This window comes from Kitasatospora sp. NPDC058444, from assembly GCF_042721415.1.
Classification (GTDB): Bacteria; Actinomycetota; Actinomycetes; order Streptomycetales; family Streptomycetaceae; genus Kitasatospora.
The window spans coordinates 50,799-69,133 of the sequence record NZ_JBHXLL010000047.1; the positions used below are offsets into that span (position 1 = coordinate 50,799).

3 protein-coding genes are annotated in these 18,335 nt (G+C 74.1%); all 3 read left to right on the forward strand.

Annotated elements, in window-relative coordinates:
* The first annotated feature begins 27 nt into the window (after positions 1 to 27).
* A complete protein-coding gene (locus ACFWP2_RS33320) occupies positions 28 to 1,344 on the forward strand; it encodes a methylaspartate mutase (RefSeq protein ID WP_380458498.1) in 1,317 nt (438 codons plus the stop codon).
* Positions 1,345 to 1,463: 119 nt separating this feature from the next.
* Entirely contained in the window at positions 1,464 to 12,269 is a 10,806-nt protein-coding gene (locus ACFWP2_RS33325) for an SDR family NAD(P)-dependent oxidoreductase (RefSeq protein WP_380458491.1), read from the forward strand.
* A gap of 19 nt (positions 12,270 to 12,288) precedes the next feature.
* Positions 12,289 to 18,335: SDR family NAD(P)-dependent oxidoreductase (locus ACFWP2_RS33330; protein ID WP_380458493.1), on the forward strand; the 6,047-nt coding region annotated here is incomplete at its 3' end.

The following is an 18,335-nucleotide window of genomic DNA, read 5'->3' on the forward strand; positions in this document are numbered from 1 at the left end:
GGGGGCGAGGTCGGCGGGCTCGGCGAGGTGGTCGGGTCCGGCGGGTACGGCGAGGTCGCCGGGTTCGGCGGCTTGGGCGCGTTCGTCCGCCGGGCGCACCGGGCGGGCGACCTCGTGGTGCAGCCCCGGATGGGGATGAGCGATCCGGAGCTGATGCGGGCCGGACTGCTGGCCACCAAGGGTGCCGCCGGCCGTACGGTCGGCACCGTCACCCTGGACAGCTACACCCGGGTGAACGACCTGGATTCCGCCGAGCTCGCCCTGCTGGAAGGCGTATCGCTCAACGGCTACCCGATCGTCAGCCATGATCCGGAGACCACCAGGCGGGTGCTGGACGGGATCCACGGCGCGGACTTCCCGGTGCAGGTCCGGCACGGCTCGGCCGCGCCGCTGGACATCTTCCGGGCGCTGATGACGGTGGGACTGGACGCCTCGGAAGGCGGTCCGGTCTCCTACTGCCTTCCGTACGGGCGCATCCCGCTGCGCGAGTCGGTGGAGAACTGGTCGCGCTCCTGCGACCTCTTCAGCCGGCTGCGCGAACTCGGGCGGGATCCGCACCTGGAGACCTTCGGCGGCTGCATGCTCGGCCAACTCTGCCCGCCCAGCCAACTGGTGGCGATCAGCGCGCTCGAAGCGCTGTTCTTCTACCAGCACGGGCTGCGCTCGATCTCGGCCAGCTACGCCCAGCAGACGCACCAAGGCCAGGACACGGAGGCCGTGTTCGCACTGCGCCGGCTCTGCGCCGAGCTGCTGCCCGAGGCGGACTGGCATGTCGTCATCTACGCCTACATGGGCGTCTACCCCACCACGCCGCACGGGGCGCTGGCGCTGCTCGGCGACGCGGCCGAGCTGGCCGCCTCCACCGGCTCGGAGCGGCTGATCGTGAAGACCGTCGCCGAGTCCGTGCGGATCCCGACGGTGGCGGAGAACGTCAGCGCGCTGGAGCACGCGGCCGCGCGTGCGGCCCGCACCGAGCGGGTCGCCGATGACGGCGCCGACTCGCAGACCTACGCGGAGGCCGCGGCGCTGGTCTCCGCGGTGCTGAACCTGGACCCGGACGTCGGGCGGGCGATGCTGCTGGCGTTCCAGCGCGGGTACCTGGACATCCCCTACTGCCTGCACCCCGACAACCAGGGGCGCACCCGCAGCTACCTGGACGGGGAGGGGCGGCTGCGCTGGGCGAACATCGGCAGGCTGCCGCTGGCCGGGGTGGTGGAGGCCGGTGAGTCCCACACCGTCACCTCTGGCGAGCTGCTGGGGTCACTGTCCTATGTCCGCTGGAAGTTCGACAGCGAAGCGATTGCCGCCGGGCGGAACCGTGCGTTCTCCGGCGGTGCTGCCTGAGCCCAGCCAGGCGCTGAGAGTGGCGCGGCGTGACGGGGGCGATGCGCGGCTGGGCGCAGCCGTCCCCGCGTAACTGTTCGTTTGCTAAACGGTCTTGGCCGGATGTGGGAGATGCGCGGATGAATGAGTCCAGTTCCGATTCAGTGTTGGCCCGGCTGCTGGCCGCTGCCGCGCCGTCGGAGCACCGGAGGTTGGTTCTCGACCTCGTGAGCAGCGCGGCGGTCGCGGCGCTGAAGGCCGCACGCCCGGAGGCGGCCGAGATCTTGGACACCGCGCGTGCCTTCACCGAGCTCGGCTTCGACTCGCTGGCCTCGGTCGACCTTCAGGCCCGCCTGGTCGCGGCCACCGGTCTCGACCTGCCGGTCACCGTGGTCTACGAGTGCCCGACCCCGGCCGCGCTGGTCGATCGGCTGCTCGCCGCGGCGCTCGGCGCCGTCACCCCGGAACCGGCCCCGACCGCCAACCTCGGTGCGGCGGACGAGCCGATCGCGATCGTGGGCATCGGCTGCCGGTTCGCGGGCGGGGTGGACTCGCCGGAGGACCTGTGGCAGCTGCTGCTCGACGGCGGCGAGGTGCTCTCGGACTTCCCGAAGGACCGCGGCTGGGACCTTGAGCGGATGTTCGACGAGGACCCCGAGACCCCCGGCAGCAGCTATGTCAGGAGCGGCGGATTCCTCGACACGGCGACCGAGTTCGACGCCGACTTCTTCGGCATCAGCCCGCGCGAGGCGCTGGCCATGGACCCGCAGCAGCGACTGGTCCTGGAGACCGCCTGGCAGGCCCTGGAGCACGCCGGTGTCGACCCGCTGGCGCTGCGCGGCACCGAGGCCGGGATGTTCTTCGGTGCTGAGGTGCAGGAGTACGGCCCGCGGCTGCACGAGGCCCCCGACGGCCTCGACGCCTACCTGATGACCGGCAACGCGCCCAGCGTCATCTCCGGGCGGGTGGCCTATGTGCTCGGCGCGGTCGGCCCCGCGGTCACCGTGGACACCGCCTGCTCGGCCTCGCTGGTCGCGATCCACCTGGCCTGCCAGTCGCTGCGCGCGGGCGAGTCCTCGCTGGCGCTGGCCGGCGGCGTCGCGGTGATGGGCGGACCCGGCGTCTTCACCGCCTTCAGCCGGCAGCGCGGCCTGGCCCCCGACGGCCGGTGCAAGGCCTTCGCGGCCGCGGCTGACGGTACGGGCTTCGCCGAGGGCGTCGGTGTCCTGGTCCTGGAGCGGCTGTCCGAGGCGCGGCGCAACAACCACCAGGTGCTGGCGGTGGTGCGCGGCTCGGCGGTCAACCAGGACGGCGCCAGCAACGGGCTCACCGCACCCAGCGGCACCTCGCAGCAGCGGCTGATCCGCCAGGCCCTGGCCAACGCCGGTCTGCGGGCCGCCGAGGTGGACGCCGTCGACGCACACGGCACCGGCACCACGCTCGGCGACCCGATCGAGGCGAGCGCGCTGATCGCCACCTACGGGCAGGACCGGCCCGGGGACGCACCGCTGCTGATCGGCTCGGCCAAGTCGAACCTGGGCCACACCCAGGGGGCCGCCGGCGTGGCCGGCGTGATCAAGATGGTGCTGAGCATGCGCAACGGCTACCTGCCGAAGAGCCTGCACATCGACGCCCCGAGCCCGCATGTCGACTGGTCGGCCGGCGCGGTCGAACTGCTCACCGAGGGCCGGCCGTGGCCGCGGACCGGAGCGCCGCGCCGTGCCGGTGTCTCCTCCTTCGGCGTCAGCGGCACCAACGCGCACGTCCTGCTGGAACACGACGCCCAGGCCGAGGAGCCCGTCGCCGATCCCACCGACCCCCCCGGTCCCGCCGACTCCGGTGTGCTGCCCTACGTCCTGTCGGCGCGCGGCGAGCAGGCCCTGCGGGAACGGGCCGCGGACCTGCTCCCGCTGTTGGACCGCGACGAGGTCCGACTCGCCGACCTGTCCTACTCGCTGGCCACGACCCGGGCCGGTCTGACGAACCGCGCCGCGATCGTCGCAGAGGACCGCGGGGAGCTGCGCGCCGCCCTGAGCGCGATCGCCTCCGGTGCGACCCCCACGGGCGTCGCCGGCCCCGGCAAGCTCGCCTTCCTCTTCACCGGCCAGGGCAGCCAGCGCCTGGCGATGGGGCGTGAACTGCTCCCCGTCTTCCCGGTGTTCGCCGACGCCCTGGAGGAGGCCTGCGGCTACCTGGACCTCCAGCTGGAGCTGCCGCTCACCGAGGTGCTGTTCGCGGCCGAGGGCTCGGCCGAGGCCGAGCTGCTGGACCGCACCGAGTACGCCCAGCCGGCGCTGTTCGCGATAGAGGTCGCCCTGTTCCGGCTGGCCGAGAGCTGGGGCCTGCGCCCCGACTACCTGGCCGGGCACTCCATCGGCGAGCTGGCCGCCGCGCACGTGGCAGGGGTCCTCACGCTGGAGGACGCCGCCATCCTGGTGGCCGCGCGCGGCCGGCTGATGCAGGCGCTGCCGGCGGGTGGCGCGATGGTCGCGGTGCAGGCCGCCGAGGCCGAGGTGGCGCCGCTGCTCACCGGCCAGGTCGGCCTCGCGGCGGTCAACGGCCCCCGCGCGGTGGTGCTCTCCGGCGCCGAGCAGGAGGTGCTGCGGATCGCCGGGGAGCTGGCCGCGGCAGGGCACCGGACCAAGCGGCTGCGGGTGAGCCACGCCTTCCACTCGCCGCTGATGGAGCCGATGCTTGCCGAGTTCCGCCGGGTCGCCAAGGTCCTGAAGTACGCCGCGCCGAAGATCCCGATCGTCTCCACGGTCACCGGCGAGCTGTGCACCGAGCAGTTGGCGACGCCCGAGTACTGGGTCGAGCACGTGGCCGCGCAGGTGCGGTTCGCTGACGCCATGGGCTGGTTGGCCGGCGCCGGGGTCGACACCTTCCTGGAGATCGGCCCGGACGGCGTGCTCTGCGCCATGGGCCAGGAGTGCCTGGAGGACTCCGCGGCGGTCTTCGCCCCGTTGCTGCGCCGCGAGCACCCCGAGCCGCGGCAGGCCGTGCTGGCCCTGGCGGCGGCCTACTGCGCCGGTGTTCGGATGGACTGGGCCCGCTTCCACGCCGGTCGCGACGGGCGCCGGATCGACCTGCCGCACTACCCCTTCCAGCGCAAGCGGTTCTGGCTGGAGCCGGGATCGGCCCGGGCCGACCTCACCGACCTCGGCCAACTTCCCGCCAGCCACCCGCTGTTGAGTGCGGTGGTGGCCGTCGGCGCGGACGGCGTGGTGCTGACCGGACACCTCTCGCTGCGGGCCCGGCCCTGGCTGGGCGACCACGTCATCGCCGGACGGGTGCTTTTCCCCGGCACCGCCTTCGTGGAGCTGGCCGTGCGTGCGGGCGACCACGTGGGCGCGGGCGCGATCGAGGAACTCACCCTGGGCGCCCCGCTGGTTCTGCCGGCCGAGGGCGGCGTGGGCATCCAGGTCGCGGTGGGCGAGCCGGACGAGAGCGGGCGCCGACAGCTGACCATCCACTCCAGGGCGGACGGCGCGGACGCCGGGCAGTGGACCCAGCATGCCAGTGGTGTGCTGGCACCCGCCGCCGAGCCGCTGCCGCAGCCGCTGGACAGCTGGCCGCCGCAGGGTGCCGAGGAGGTCGACCTCGCGGGTGTCTACGAGACCCTGGCGGCCCAGGGCTACGGCTACGGCCCGGCCTTCCAGGGGCTGCGGGCGGCCTGGCGGCAGGGCGGCGAGGTCTTCGCCGAGGTCGCACTGCCCGTCGAACTCACTTCTGAGGCAACCGAGTTCGGCCTGCACCCGGCGCTGCTGGACGCCGCCCTGCATGCCGCGGACCTGGGTGCCGAGCCCCGCGCCGAGGTGCTGGTACCGTTCGCCTGGACCGGAGTGTCGCTGCACGCCGCCGGTGCCGCCTCGGTGCGGGTGCGGATCTCCCACCCGGGCAAGGACACCCTCGCGCTCGACTTCGCCGACGCCACCGGTGTGCCGCTGGCCACCGTGCGGGGCCTGGTCTCCCGCCCGGTGTCGGAAGACGAAGTCCTCTATGCGGTACGGCAGTTGCCGCTGGGCGTGCCGAGTGAGCCGGAGCTGCTGCGGATTGCGGCGCTGGAGGGCGACCTCGCTGACCTGGCCGAGCTGACCGGGCTCGCCGACCCGCTGCCGCAGGCAGTCGTGCTGCACGCGGTGGCCGGGACCGAGGCCCTGCCGCTCGCGGCCAGGAACGCCACCGCCCGGGTGCTGTGGGTCCTCAAGGCCTGGCTGGCCGAGGACCGCTTCGCCGACTCCACGCTGGTGGTGGTCACTTCGCCCGCACTCGCCCAGGCGCCGATCCGCGGCCTGGTGCGCTCGGCGCAGGCGGAGAACCCCGGGCGCTTCGTTCTGATCGAGCACGCCGACCTGCCCACCGACGCCGAGTTGACCGCCGCTCTGGCCACCGGCGAGCCCGAACTGTCACTGCTGAGCGGTGAGTTCAAAGCCCCCCGGCTGGCCGTCCTGCCCTCGGCGGCGAACCCGAAGCCCCAGTGGGGGAGCGTCCTGATCACCGGCGGTACCGGCGGCCTGGGCGGACTGCTGGCCCGGCACCTGGTCACCGAGCACGGTGTGCGCAGCCTGGTGCTGGCCGGACGCCGCGGCTCGGCGCCCGAAATCGAGGCCGAACTGACGGAGTTGGGTGCCGATGTGGCCGTGGTCGCCTGCGACGTGAGCGACCGCGCCTCGGTGGCCGCGTTGCTGGCCGCCCACCCGGTCGACTCGGTGATCCACGCCGCCGGCACGGTGCGCGACGGAGTGATCGGCTCGCTCACCGAGGAGACGCTGGAGGAGGTGTTCCGGGCCAAGGTGGACGGTGCCTGCCACCTGCACGAGCTCACCGCCGAGCTCGACCTGAAGGCCTTCGTGCTGTTCTCCTCGCTCGCCGCCATCCTGGACGGCGCCGGTCAGGGCAACTACGCGGCGGCCAACGCGTTCCTGGACGCTCTGGCCGAGCACCGCGCCTCACTGGGCCTGCCCGCCACCGCCCTCGCCTGGGGCCTGTGGACGGGCGAGGTCGGTATGGGCGCCGTGCTCGACGAGGCGACACTGGCCCGGATCGCCCGCTACGGACTGCCCGGACTGGATGCGGCGCACTCGCTGCGCCTGTTCGACGCCGCCGTGCGCACCGGCGAAGCCAGGGTGGTCCCCGTCGAGGTGGACGCCGCCGCCGTGCGCGACCGCGCGGACGGCATCCCCGCGCTGCTCAGCGGCCTGGTGCGGCCGGCCAACCGTCGGGCGTCGGCTGCCCGTGGTACCCGCGACCTGGCCGCCGACAGCGCGCTGAGCGCACTGCCCGCCGCCGAGCGGGACCGCACGCTGCTGGAGCTGGTCCGCACCGAGGTGGCGGCCGTGCTGCGGCACGAGAGTGCGGCGGCGATCAGCCCGACCCGGGCGTTCACCGAGATCGGCTTCGACTCGCTGGCCGCCGTGGAGCTGCGCAACCGGCTCAACTCGGCGACCGGGCTGCGGCTGCCGGCCACCCTGGTCTTCGACTACCCGTCACCGAAGACGCTGGCCGAGCACATCCGCGACACCCTGTTCGGCAGCGAGCCCACAGCGCCGGCCGCGCCCGTCGGCCTGGCCGCGGGGGCAGCTACCAGCCGTCAGGCCGGGGAAGACCCGATCGTGATCGTCGGGATGAGCTGCCGCTACCCCGGCGGCGTAGAGTCGCCCGAGGACCTGTGGCGCCTGGTTGCCGACGGCGTCGACACCATCGCGGGCTTCCCCACCGACCGGGGGTGGGACACCGAGACGATCTTCGACCCGGAGCCGGGCGCGCCTGGCAAGACCTACTCCCGCGAGGGTGGATTCCTCTACCGGGCGGCGGAGTTCGACGCCGACTTCTTCGGCATCAGCCCGCGCGAAGCGGTCGCGATGGACCCGCAGCAGCGCCTGCTCCTTGAGGTCTCCTGGGAGGCCTTCGAACGCGCGGGCATCGATCCGGCGACGGTCCGCGGGACCGCGACCGGGGTGTTCGCCGGGGTGATGTACCACGACTACGGCAGCTGGCTCACCGACGCCCCCGAGGAGGTGGCCGCCTACTTCGGCAACGGCACCCTCGGCAGCGTGGTCTCCGGTCGTGTCGCCTACGCACTCGGACTCGAAGGACCGGCGGTCACCGTCGACACCGCCTGCTCCTCCTCGCTCGTCACCCTGCACCTGGCCGCGCAGGCGCTGCGTGGCGGTGAGTGCACGCTCGCGCTGGCCGGCGGTGTCACCGTGATGTCCACCCCCGACACCTTCATCGACTTCAGCCGCCAGCGCGGCCAGGCCGCCGACGGGCGCTGCAAGTCCTTCGCGGCCGCGGCGGACGGCACCGGATGGGGTGAGGGCGTCGGCATGCTGGTGCTGGAGCGCCTGTCGGACGCCGAGCGCAACGGGCACCGGGTGCTCGCCGTGCTGCGGGGCAGCGCGATCAACCAGGACGGTGCCTCCAACGGCCTGACCGCCCCCAACGGCCCCTCCCAGCAGCGGGTGATCCGCCAGGCCCTGGCCAGTGCCGGGCTGTCGGCGGCGGAGGTCGACGTGGTGGAGGCGCACGGTACCGGCACCACGTTGGGCGACCCGATCGAGGCGCAGGCCCTGCTCGCGACGTACGGCCAGGAGCACTCGGCGGACCGGCCGCTCTGGCTGGGCTCGATCAAGTCGAACTTCGGCCACACCCAGGCCGCCGCCGGCGTGGCCGGGGTGATCAAGATGGTGCAGGCGATGCGCCACGGCGTGCTGCCCAAGACCCTGCACGTGGACGCACCCTCGGACCAGGTGGACTGGACGGCGGGCGCTGTCGAGCTGCTCACCGAGTCCCGGCCCTGGCAGAGCGAGGGCGGCCCGCGCCGTGCCGCCGTCTCCTCCTTCGGCATCAGCGGCACCAACGCGCACGTGATCCTCGAGGAGGCGCAGCTCGGCGAGGACTCCCCGGCCACCGGCACCCCGCCCACCCTGGTGGCGCTGCCGATCTCGGCCCGCAGCCCCGAGGCACTGGGCGCCCAGGCCGAGCGGCTGGCCGGCACCGGCGAGCTCGCCCTGGCCGACCTGGGCCTCGCGCTGGCCACCACTCGCAGCGCGCACCCGTACCGCGCGGTGGTGCTGGCCTCGGAGCGCGCCGAACTCGACGCCGCCCTGGCGGCGTTGAGTGCCGGTACGGGCGCACCCGGGCTGGTCACCGGCACGGTCGACGAGGGCGGCCTGGCGTTCCTCTTCTCCGGCCAGGGCTCGCAGCGCCCCGGCATGGGACGCCAGTGGTACGAGACCTTCCCGGTCTTCGCCGAGCACTTCGACCGCGTCGCCGCCCACCTGGACCCGGCACTCGACCGCCCGCTGGCCGAGGTGGTCTTCGGCGCGGACGCCGAGCTGCTGGGCCAGACGGCCTACACCCAGGCCGCGCTCTTCGCCACCGAGGTGGCGCTCTTCCGGCTGCTGGAGTCGTTCGGCCTGCGCCCGGACTTCCTGGCGGGCCACTCGATCGGCGAGCTGGCCGCGGCGCACGTCAGCGGCGTCTGGTCGCTGGCGGACGCGGCGAAGGCGGTCGGTGCCCGGGGCCGGCTGATGCAGGCGCTGCCCGAGGGCGGCGCGATGGTCGCGGTGCGGGCGAGTGAGGCCGAGGTGCTGCCGCTGCTGGACGAGCGGGTCGGCATCGCGGCGGTCAACGGACCGCGCTCCGTGGTGGTCTCCGGTGACACCGAGGCGGTGCTGGAACTGGCGGCCCGCTTCGAGCGGTCCAAGCGGCTGACCGTCTCGCACGCCTTCCACTCGCCCCGGATGGACGGCATGATGGCCGAGTTCGGCGCGGTGCTGGCCGAACTCGACTACGCCGAGCCGAGCATCCCGATCGTCTCCACCCTGACCGGCCGGCCGGCGAGCCCGGCGGAGCTGTGCACGCCCGAGTACTGGGTCAGGCATGTCAGGGAGAGCGTGCGCTTCGCCGACGGCATCGCCGCGCTGGCCGACCAGGGGGTCACCACCTTCCTGGAGCTGGGCCCGGACGCCGTGCTGAGCGCGCTGGGCCCGGAGTGCGTGGCCGACGACGCGCAGGCGGTCTTCGCCTCGGTCGCCCGCAAGAACAAGCCCGAGGTGGCGGAGCTGCTGGGCGCCCTCGCGGTGGCGCACACCCGCGGCGCCGCACTGAACTGGCCCTCGATCTACGGCGACTACACCGCTCGGGCGGTCGAGCTGCCGACCTACGCCTTCCAGCATCGGCGGTTCTGGTTGGACGCCCCGGCCGCCAAGGGCGACGCGGGCAGCCTGGGCCAGGCGCCGGTGGACCACCCGCTGGTCGGTGCCGAGATCCGGCTGGCCGCCTCCGACGAGGTGGTGCTGACCGGGCGGGTGTCGCGAGCCACCCACCCGATGCTCGCCGAGCACGCCGTCCTCGGCACGGTCCTGCTGCCGGGAACCGCGCTGGTCGATCTGGCGATTCGGGCCGGCGACCTGCTCGGCCTGCCGGTCCTGGAGGAGCTCACGCTCCAGGCGCCGCTGCTGCTGCCGGAGTCGACCGCCGTGCAGCTCCAGGTCGTGGCCGGGCGCGGCGGAGCCGTGCAGATCTTCTCCCGCCCGGCGCGATCCGAGGAGGCCGGCTGGACCGTCAACGCCACCGGCCTGCTCGCGGAGCGAGGCACCGCCCGCCCGGAGCCGTTCACCCAGTGGCCGCCGGCCGGCGCGACCGAGGTCGACGTCACCGGCCTCTACGAGCGGATGCGCGCCGAGGGCTACGAGTACGGCCCGGTCTTCCAGGGCGTCAAGGCCGCCTGGCGGCGCGGCGAGGAGGTCTTCACCGAGCTCGAACTCCCCGCCGCCGAACGGCCCGACGCCGCCCGCTTCGGCCTGCACCCCGCGCTGCTGGACGCCGCCCTGCACGCCACCGCCCTGCTGGACGAGGAGGGTGAGGAGGCACCGGCGGAGGGCAAGGTGCTGCTCCCGTTCGCCTGGAACGGGGTGGAACTGCACACCGGCGGCGCCTCGGTGGCCCGGGTGCGGCTGACCCGCCAGGACGGCGACGGCATCCGGATCGAGCTGGCCGACGGCGCCGGGACCCCTCTCGCCTCGGTCTCCTCCTTCGTGACCCGGCCGGTGGCGGCCGGCCAACTCGGCCCCCAGCAGGATTCGCTGTTCACTGTGGAGCTGACGCCCCGCCCTGAGCTGACCGCCCAGGGCGTGGGCAACCGGCAGTTCGCGGTGCTCGGTACCGGCGACCTCGGCCTCGACGTGCCCGTCCACCCGGACCTGACCACGCTCGGTGACGCCGTCCCGGACGTGGTGCTGCTGCCGGTGCCGACGGTTGCCGGCGACCAGGTGCCGACGGCAGTGCGCTCCGCCCTGCACGCCGTGCTCGGCCCCGTCCAGGAGTGGCTGCGCGAGGACCGGTACGCCAAGGCGACGCTGGTGGTGCTGACCGCCCAGGGCCTGGCGGATGCCGCCGTGCGCGGCCTGGTCCGCGCGGCGCAGGCCGAGGACCCGGGCCGGATCGTCCTGGTGGACTCCGCGGGCCTGGGGGAGGACCCGCTCACGCTGCCGCTGCTGGCCGCCGCCCTCGACTCGGGCGAGCCCGAACTGGTGCTGCGAGAGGGCGCGATCCTGGTGCCGCGTCTGGCCAGGGTCCAGCTGCCGCAGGCCGACCAGGACGGCCCCGACTGGGGCACCGTGCTGATCACCGGCGGCACCGGCGGCCTGGGCGCGCTGGTGGCCAGGCACCTGGTGCGGCAGCACGCGGTCACCAGCCTGGTGCTGGCCGGACGCCGGGGCCTGCAGGCGCCCGAGGCACGGGAGCTGAAGGCCGAGCTGGCCGAACTGGGCGCCCAGGTGGCGGTGGTGGCCTGCGACGTCGCCGACCGGGCGGCGCTGGCCGGGCTGCTCGCCGAGCACCCGGTGCGAAGCGTCGTGCACACCGCGGGTGTCCTGGACGACGCCCTGATCGGCTCGCTGACCCCCGAGCGGATCGACCCGGTGCTGCGGCCGAAGGTCGACGGTGCCTGGCATCTGCACGAGTTGACCCTGGAGCGGGAGATCAGCAGGTTCGTCCTGTTCTCCTCGGCGGCCGGAACCCTGGACGCCACCGGGCAGGGCAACTACGCGGCCGCCAACGTCTTCCTGGACGCGCTGGCCGAGCACCGGGTCGCGGCCGGCCTGCCGGCCACCGCGCTGGCCTGGGGCCTGTGGGCGGGAGCCGGCGGGATGGGCGGCCAGCTCGCCGAGGCCGACCTGGAGCGGATCGAGCGTTCCGGCATCGGCGCGCTGGACCCGGCCGAGGGGCTGGCCCTGTTCGACGCAGCCCTGCGCGCCGAGCGTGCCACCCTGGTGCCGGCGCGTCTGGACCTGGCGGCGCTGCGCGAGCGCAGCGAGTCCCTCCCCGCCGTGCTGCGGGCTCTGGTGCGGCCCACCGTCCGCCGGGACGCGGCCACCGGCGCCGGCGGTTCCAGCGGTGCGGCCTCGCTGGCCCAGCGCCTGAGCACGTTGCCGGCCGCCGACCACGAGCACGCGGTGCTGGAGGCGGTTCGCTCGCAGGTGGCCGCCGTGCTCGGGCACGACGGTCCGGCATCCGTCCAACCCAGGCGTGCCTTCAGCGAGTTGGGTTTCGACTCGCTCGCCGCGGTGGAGCTGCGCAACAAGTTGAACGCGGTCAGCGGGCTGCGCCTGCCGTCCACGATGATCTTCGACTACGCCACCCCGGCGGCGCTCGCCGCGTACCTGCTGGACAGGTTGCGCCCGGAGCGGACCGAGCCGGCGGCCGAGGCGCCCGATGACGCCCGGGTGGCCGAGCTGCTGGCCGGCATCCCGGTGGCCAGGCTCCGCGAGTCGGGTCTGCTGGAGCGGCTGCTGAAACTCTCCGAGACCGCCCCCGCCGACCCGAAGCCGGCCGCGCCCGGCGCACCGGCCGAGTCCGGGGCCGACCGGACGTCGGCCATCAAGCACATGGACATCTCCGATCTCATCCGCACTGCGCTCGACCGCAGCGACGCCAAGTAATCAGGGAGCGACACCGACCGTGGATACATCTGTCGAGCAGATAGTCGAGGCGCTGCGCGAGTCGCTGCTGGAGAACGAACGACTGCGCCAGCAGAACACGCGGATCGAGGCCGCGGCGCAGGAGCCGATCGCGATCGTGGCGATGAGCTGCCGCTACCCCGGCGGCGTCAGCTCGCCCGAGCAGTTGTGGCAGCTGGTCGACCAGGGCGTGGACGCGGTGGGGGACTTCCCCGCCGACCGCGACTGGGACGTCGAGGGGCTCTACGACCCGGACCCGGACGCGCCGGGCAAGACCCACGTCCGTGAGGGCGGTTTCCTCTACGACGCACCGCGCTTCGACGCCGCGTTCTTCGGCATCTCACCGCGCGAGGCGATCGCGATGGACCCGCAGCAGCGCCTGCTCCTGGAGGTTTCCTGGGAGGCGTTCGAGCGGGCCAACATCGACCCGCACACCCTGCGCGGCAGCCGGACCGGCATCTTCGCCGGGGTGATGTACCACGACTACGGCAGTTGGCTGGCCGAGGTGCCCGAGGGCGTCGAGGGCTATCTCGGCAACGGAAACCTGGGCAGTGTCGCATCGGGCCGGGTCTCCTACACGCTGGGCCTGGAGGGGCCCGCCGTCACCGTGGACACCGCCTGCTCCTCCTCGCTGGTCGCGCTGCACCTGGCGGTCCAGGCGCTGCGCACCGGTGAGTGCGCCTACGCGCTGGCCGGCGGTGTCACCGTGATGTCCACCCCGGACACCTTCGTGGACTTCAGCCGCCAGCGCGGGCTCTCGCTGGACGGCCGGTGCAAGTCCTTCGCCGCCTCGGCGGACGGCACCGGCTGGGGCGAGGGCGTCGGCATGGTGCTGCTGGAGCGGCTGTCGGACGCCGAGCGCAACGGGCACCGGGTGCTGGCCGTGGTCCGCGGCAGCGCGATCAACCAGGACGGCGCCTCCAACGGCCTGACAGCCCCCAACGGGCCGTCCCAGCAGCGGGTGATCCGCCAGGCCCTGGCCAACGCCAGGCTCAGTGCCGATCAGGTGCACCTGGTGGAGGCGCACGGCACCGGCACCCCGCTGGGCGACCCGATCGAGGCGCAGGCGCTGCTCGCGACCTACGGGCAGGAGCGCGCCGGCGGTGAGCCGCTCTGGCTCGGCTCGATCAAGTCGAACATCGGCCACACCCAGGCGGCCGCGGGCGTCGCCGGGGTGATCAAGCTGGTGATGGCGATGCGCCACGGCCGGATGCCGAAGACGCTGCACGTCAACGAGCCCACCCCGCAGGTGGACTGGACCGATGGCGCGGTCGAACTGCTCACCGAGGCCAGGGACTGGCCCGAGCGCGGCGAGGCCCGGCGGGCCGCGGTCTCCTCCTTCGGCATCAGCGGCACCAACGCCCACGTGATCCTGGAGAGCGTGCCCGAGCCCGAAGTGCCCCAGCGTGCCACCGAACCGACCGGACCGCTGCCGCTGGTGCTCTCCGGAAAGGGTGAGCAGGGCCTGGCCGCCCAGGCGCAGCGGCTGCTCGACCACCTGGACAGCGCCCCGCTGCCCGACCTCGCCTGGACCCTGGCCACCTCCCGGGCCGCCCTCGGTGACCGCGCGGTGGTGATCGGCGCGGACCGCTCCGCGCTGGCCGCCGGGCTGAGGGAGCTCGCCGCCGGACGCGCCGCGGCGGGCGTGGTTCAGGGCGGGCGCCAGAGCGAGTCCCGGATCGCCTTCGTCTTCCCCGGACAGGGCTCGCAGTGGATCGGCATGGCGGCCGAACTGCTGGACACGGCCCCGGTGTTCGCCGCCAGGATGACCGAGTGTGCCCAGGCGCTGGCCCCGCACGTGGGCTGGGACCTGCTGGAGGTCATCCGCGGCGCGGACTCGCTGGAGCGGGTGGACGTGGTGCAGCCCGTGCTCTGGGCGGTCATGGTGTCGCTGGCCGAGCTGTGGATCTCCTACGGGGTGCGCCCGGCCGCCGTGATCGGGCACTCGCAGGGCGAGATCGCGGCCGCCTGCGTGGCCGGGGCGCTCTCGCTGGCCGACGGCGCCAAGGTGGTGGCCCTGCGCAGCCTGGCCATCGCGGACGACCTGTCCGCGCGCGGCGGCATGATGTCGGTGGCGCTGGCGGCGGAGCAGGTCCGTGCGCGGCTCGCCGAGTACGAAGGGCGGCTCTCGGTGGCCGCCGTCAACGGCGCGGCCTCGGTGGTGGTCTCCGGCGACGCCGACGCCTTGGACCAGCTGTACGCCGGGCTGCGCGCGGAGGGCGTGCGGGCCAAACGGCTGCTGGTGGACTACGCCTCGCACTCGGCCCAGGTCGAGTCGATCCGCGAGCGGCTGCTGAAGGAGCTTTCCGGGCTGAGCCCGCGCTCCGTCGACGTGCCGTTCTACTCCACGGTGACCGGCGAACTGTTCGACACCGCGGGCCTGGACGCCGACTACTGGTACACCAACCTGCGCCAGAGCGTGCTCTTCGAGGGCGCCACCCGGCTGCTGCTCGACAGTGGCTACGGCGTCTTCGTCGAGTGCAGCCCGCACCCGGTGCTGCTGCACAGCGTGGAGGAGACGGCGGAGGCGCTGAACGCCGAGGTCGTCGGGATCGGCTCGCTGCGCCGCGACGAGGGCGGCCCGGAGCGCTTCCTGACATCGCTGGCCGAGGCGCACGTGCACGGCGTCGCCCTCGACTGGGCGGCGGTCTTCGCCGGGACGCCCGTGCGCAAGGTGGACCTGCCCACCTACGCCTTCCAGCGCGAGCGGTTCTGGCTCGGCAGCTCCCAGGCGGTGGGCGATGTGACCGCGGCCGGTCTGGTCGCCGCAGGACACCCGTTGCTCGGCGCCTCGGTCACGGTCGCCGACGGCGGCGGCATGCTCTTCACCGGCCGGCTCGCCACCGCCACCGCGCCCTGGCTGGCCGACCACGCGGTGGGCGGCACGGTCCTGCTGCCGGGTACCGCGTTCGTGGAGTTGGCCGTCAAGGCCGGCGACGAGGTCGGCTGCGGCCGGGTGTCGGAACTGACCTTGGAGGTGCCGTTGCTGCTGCCCGAGCGCGGCGCGGTCCAACTTCAGCTCCACCTCGGCGAGCCGGACGACTCGGGCCGACGCCCGCTGACCGTGCACTCGCGCCCCGAGGGCGGCGAAGGCGAGTGGACCAGGCACGCCAGCGGCCTGCTGGAGCCGGACACCGCCGAGGCCGGCTTCGACTTGGCGGCCTGGCCCCCGGCCGGTGCGCAGCCGGTCCCGGTGGACGGCGTGTACGAGGGGCTGGCCGAGCAGGGCTACCACTACGGCCCCGCCTTCCAGGGGCTCAAGGCGGCCTGGCGGCGTGGCGAGGAGGTCTTCGCTGAGGTCGAACTCCCGGTGGAGGAGCAGGGGTTCGCCCTGCACCCGGCGCTCTTCGATGCGGCCCTGCACGCCGCGGACCTCGGCGGTGGCCAGGAGCCGGGCCAGGCCCGGCTGCCCTTCGTCTGGAACGGCGTCTCGCTGTACGCCTCGGGAGCCAGGGCGCTGCGCCTGCGGATCACCGGCACCGACGCACTGACCGTCCAGCTCGCCGATACCACCGGCTCCCCGGTGGCCTCGGTGGACGCGCTGACCACCCGCGCGGCCGACCCCGCCGCGCTCGGGGCGGCCACCCGTTCCGACGCCCTGTTCCGGCTCGACTGGCCGGTCCTCGCGGTGGAGGGACCCGCACCCGATCACGTGGTGCTCGGCGAGGGCGGCCTGGCGGAGCTGGCGACCGTACCGGAGCTGGTGGTCCTGCCGGTGCGGCAGGGCGAGGATCCCGTCACCGGCACCCGGGCCGTCTCCGTCCAGGTGCTTGAGACCCTGTGGCAGTGGCTGGACAGCGAGAAGGTCGCTGCCTCCCGCCTGGTGGTGCTCACCAGGGGAGCGGTGGCGGTGGGCGCCGAGGGCGTCCAGGACCTCGCCGCGGCCGCCGTCTGGGGCCTGACCCGCGCCGCCCAGGGCGAGAACCCCGAGCAGTTCGTCCTGGTGGACGCCGACCAGGACACCACCGTCGAGCAGGCCCTGGCGGCGGTCGCCGCCTCGGGCGAGCCACAACTCGCCGTGCGCGACGGCAAGGTGCACGTGCCCCGGCTGGTCAGGAGCGCACCGGAGGGCACCGTCAGCCCCCTCGATGCCGAGGGCACCGTGCTGATCACCGGCGGCACCGGCGTGCTGGGCGCGCTGGTGGCCCGGCACCTGGTGGCCGAGCACGGTGTGCGTCACCTGCTGCTGGCCGGGCGCAGCGGCGTCGCCCAGGACGACTTCGCCGACCTGGACGCGGAGATCACCGTGGCCAAGTGCGACGCGGCCGACCGCGAGCAGCTCGCCGACCTGCTCGCCACCGTCCCCGTCGACCGCCCGCTGACCGCCGTGCTGCACCTGGCCGGCGCGCTGGACGACGGCTTGGTCACCGCGCTCACCGCTGAGCGGCTGGACGCGGTGCTGCGCCCCAAGGTGGACGCGGCCTGGCATCTGCACGAGCTCACCGCCGGTCTCGACCTCAAGGCGTTCGTGCTCTTCTCCTCGGCCGCCGGCACCGTGGACGGTGCGGGCCAGTCCGGCTACGCGGCGGCCAACGCCTTCCTCGACGGCCTGGCCCAGCACCGCCAGGCGCTCGGCCTGCCCGGCCTCTCGCTGGCCTGGGGCTTCTGGGAGCAGCGCACCGGGATGACCGCCCACCTGAGCGAGGCGGACGTGGTGCGGATGGCCAGGTCCGGGGTGCGTCCGATCGCCACCGCCGAGGGTCTGGCGCTCTTCGACCTCGCGTTGGCCGGGGACCGGGCGCTGCTGGTGCCGATCGGCCTGGACCTGCCCGCGCTGCGTTCGGCGGGCACGCTCTCCCCGGTGCTGCGCGGCCTGCTCCGTCCGGCCGCCCGGCGCACGGCGGCAGCGGCACCCGCGGCACCGGGCAGCGCGCTGGACAAGCTGGCCGCCCTCGGACGGGCCGAGCGCGACACGGCCCTCCTCGAGCTGGTCCGCACCCATGTCGCCGCCGTGCTCGGCCACGACTCGGACATGGTGCTCGACCCGCGACGGGCCTTCAGGGACTGGGGCTTCGACTCGCTGACCGCGGTGGAACTGCGCAACCGGCTGGGCCTGGCTGTCGGTCTGCGGCTGCCGGCCACCCTGGTCTTCGACTACCCGGACCCCACCGCCCTGGTCGGCCACCTCAGGACCGAACTCTTCGGCTCCGCCGAGCCGGCCCCCGAACCCGCCGCCGGCGCGCGGCAGGCCGGCGACGAGCCGATCGCGATCGTGGCGATGGCCTGCCGCTTCCCCGGTGGTGTCAGCACCCCCGAGGAGCTGTGGCAGCTGCTGGCGGACGGCGGTGACGGCATCTCGCAGTTCCCGGCCGACCGTGGCTGGGACATCGAGGGACTCTACGACCCGGAGCCGGGCAAGGCCGGCCGGACGTACTCCCGCGAGGGCGGGTTCCTGCACGACGCCGCCGACTTCGAGCCGGACTTCTTCGGCATCTCGCCGCGCGAGGCGATCGCGATGGACCCGCAGCAGCGCCTGCTCCTGGAGACCTCCTGGGAGGCGCTGGAGCGCGCCGGCATCGACCCGTACTCGGTGCGGGGCAGTGCCACCGGCGTGTTCGCCGGGGTGATGTACCACGACTACGGCAGCAGGCTCAGCAACGCGCCGGAGGACGTGCGGGACTACCTGGGCAACGGCAGCCTCGGCAGCGTGGCCTCGGGCCGGGTCGCCTACACCCTCGGCCTGGAGGGTCCCACCCTCTCGGTGGACACCGCCTGCTCCTCCTCGCTGGTGGCCCTGCACCTGGCGGCGCAGTCGCTGCGCGGCGGCGAGTGCACGCTCGCGCTGGCCGGCGGCGTCTCGGTGATGTCCACCGTGGACACGTTCGTGGACTTCAGCAGGCAGCGCAATCTCGCCGCCGACGGCCGGGCGAAGTCCTTCGCCGACGGCGCGGACGGCACCACGCTCTCCGAGGGCGCCGGGATGCTGCTGCTGGAGCGGCTCTCGGACGCCCGGCGCAACGGGCACCAGGTGCTGGCCGTCATCCGTGGCTCCGCGGTGAACCAGGACGGTGCCTCCAACGGGCTGACCGCGCCCAACGGGCCGTCCCA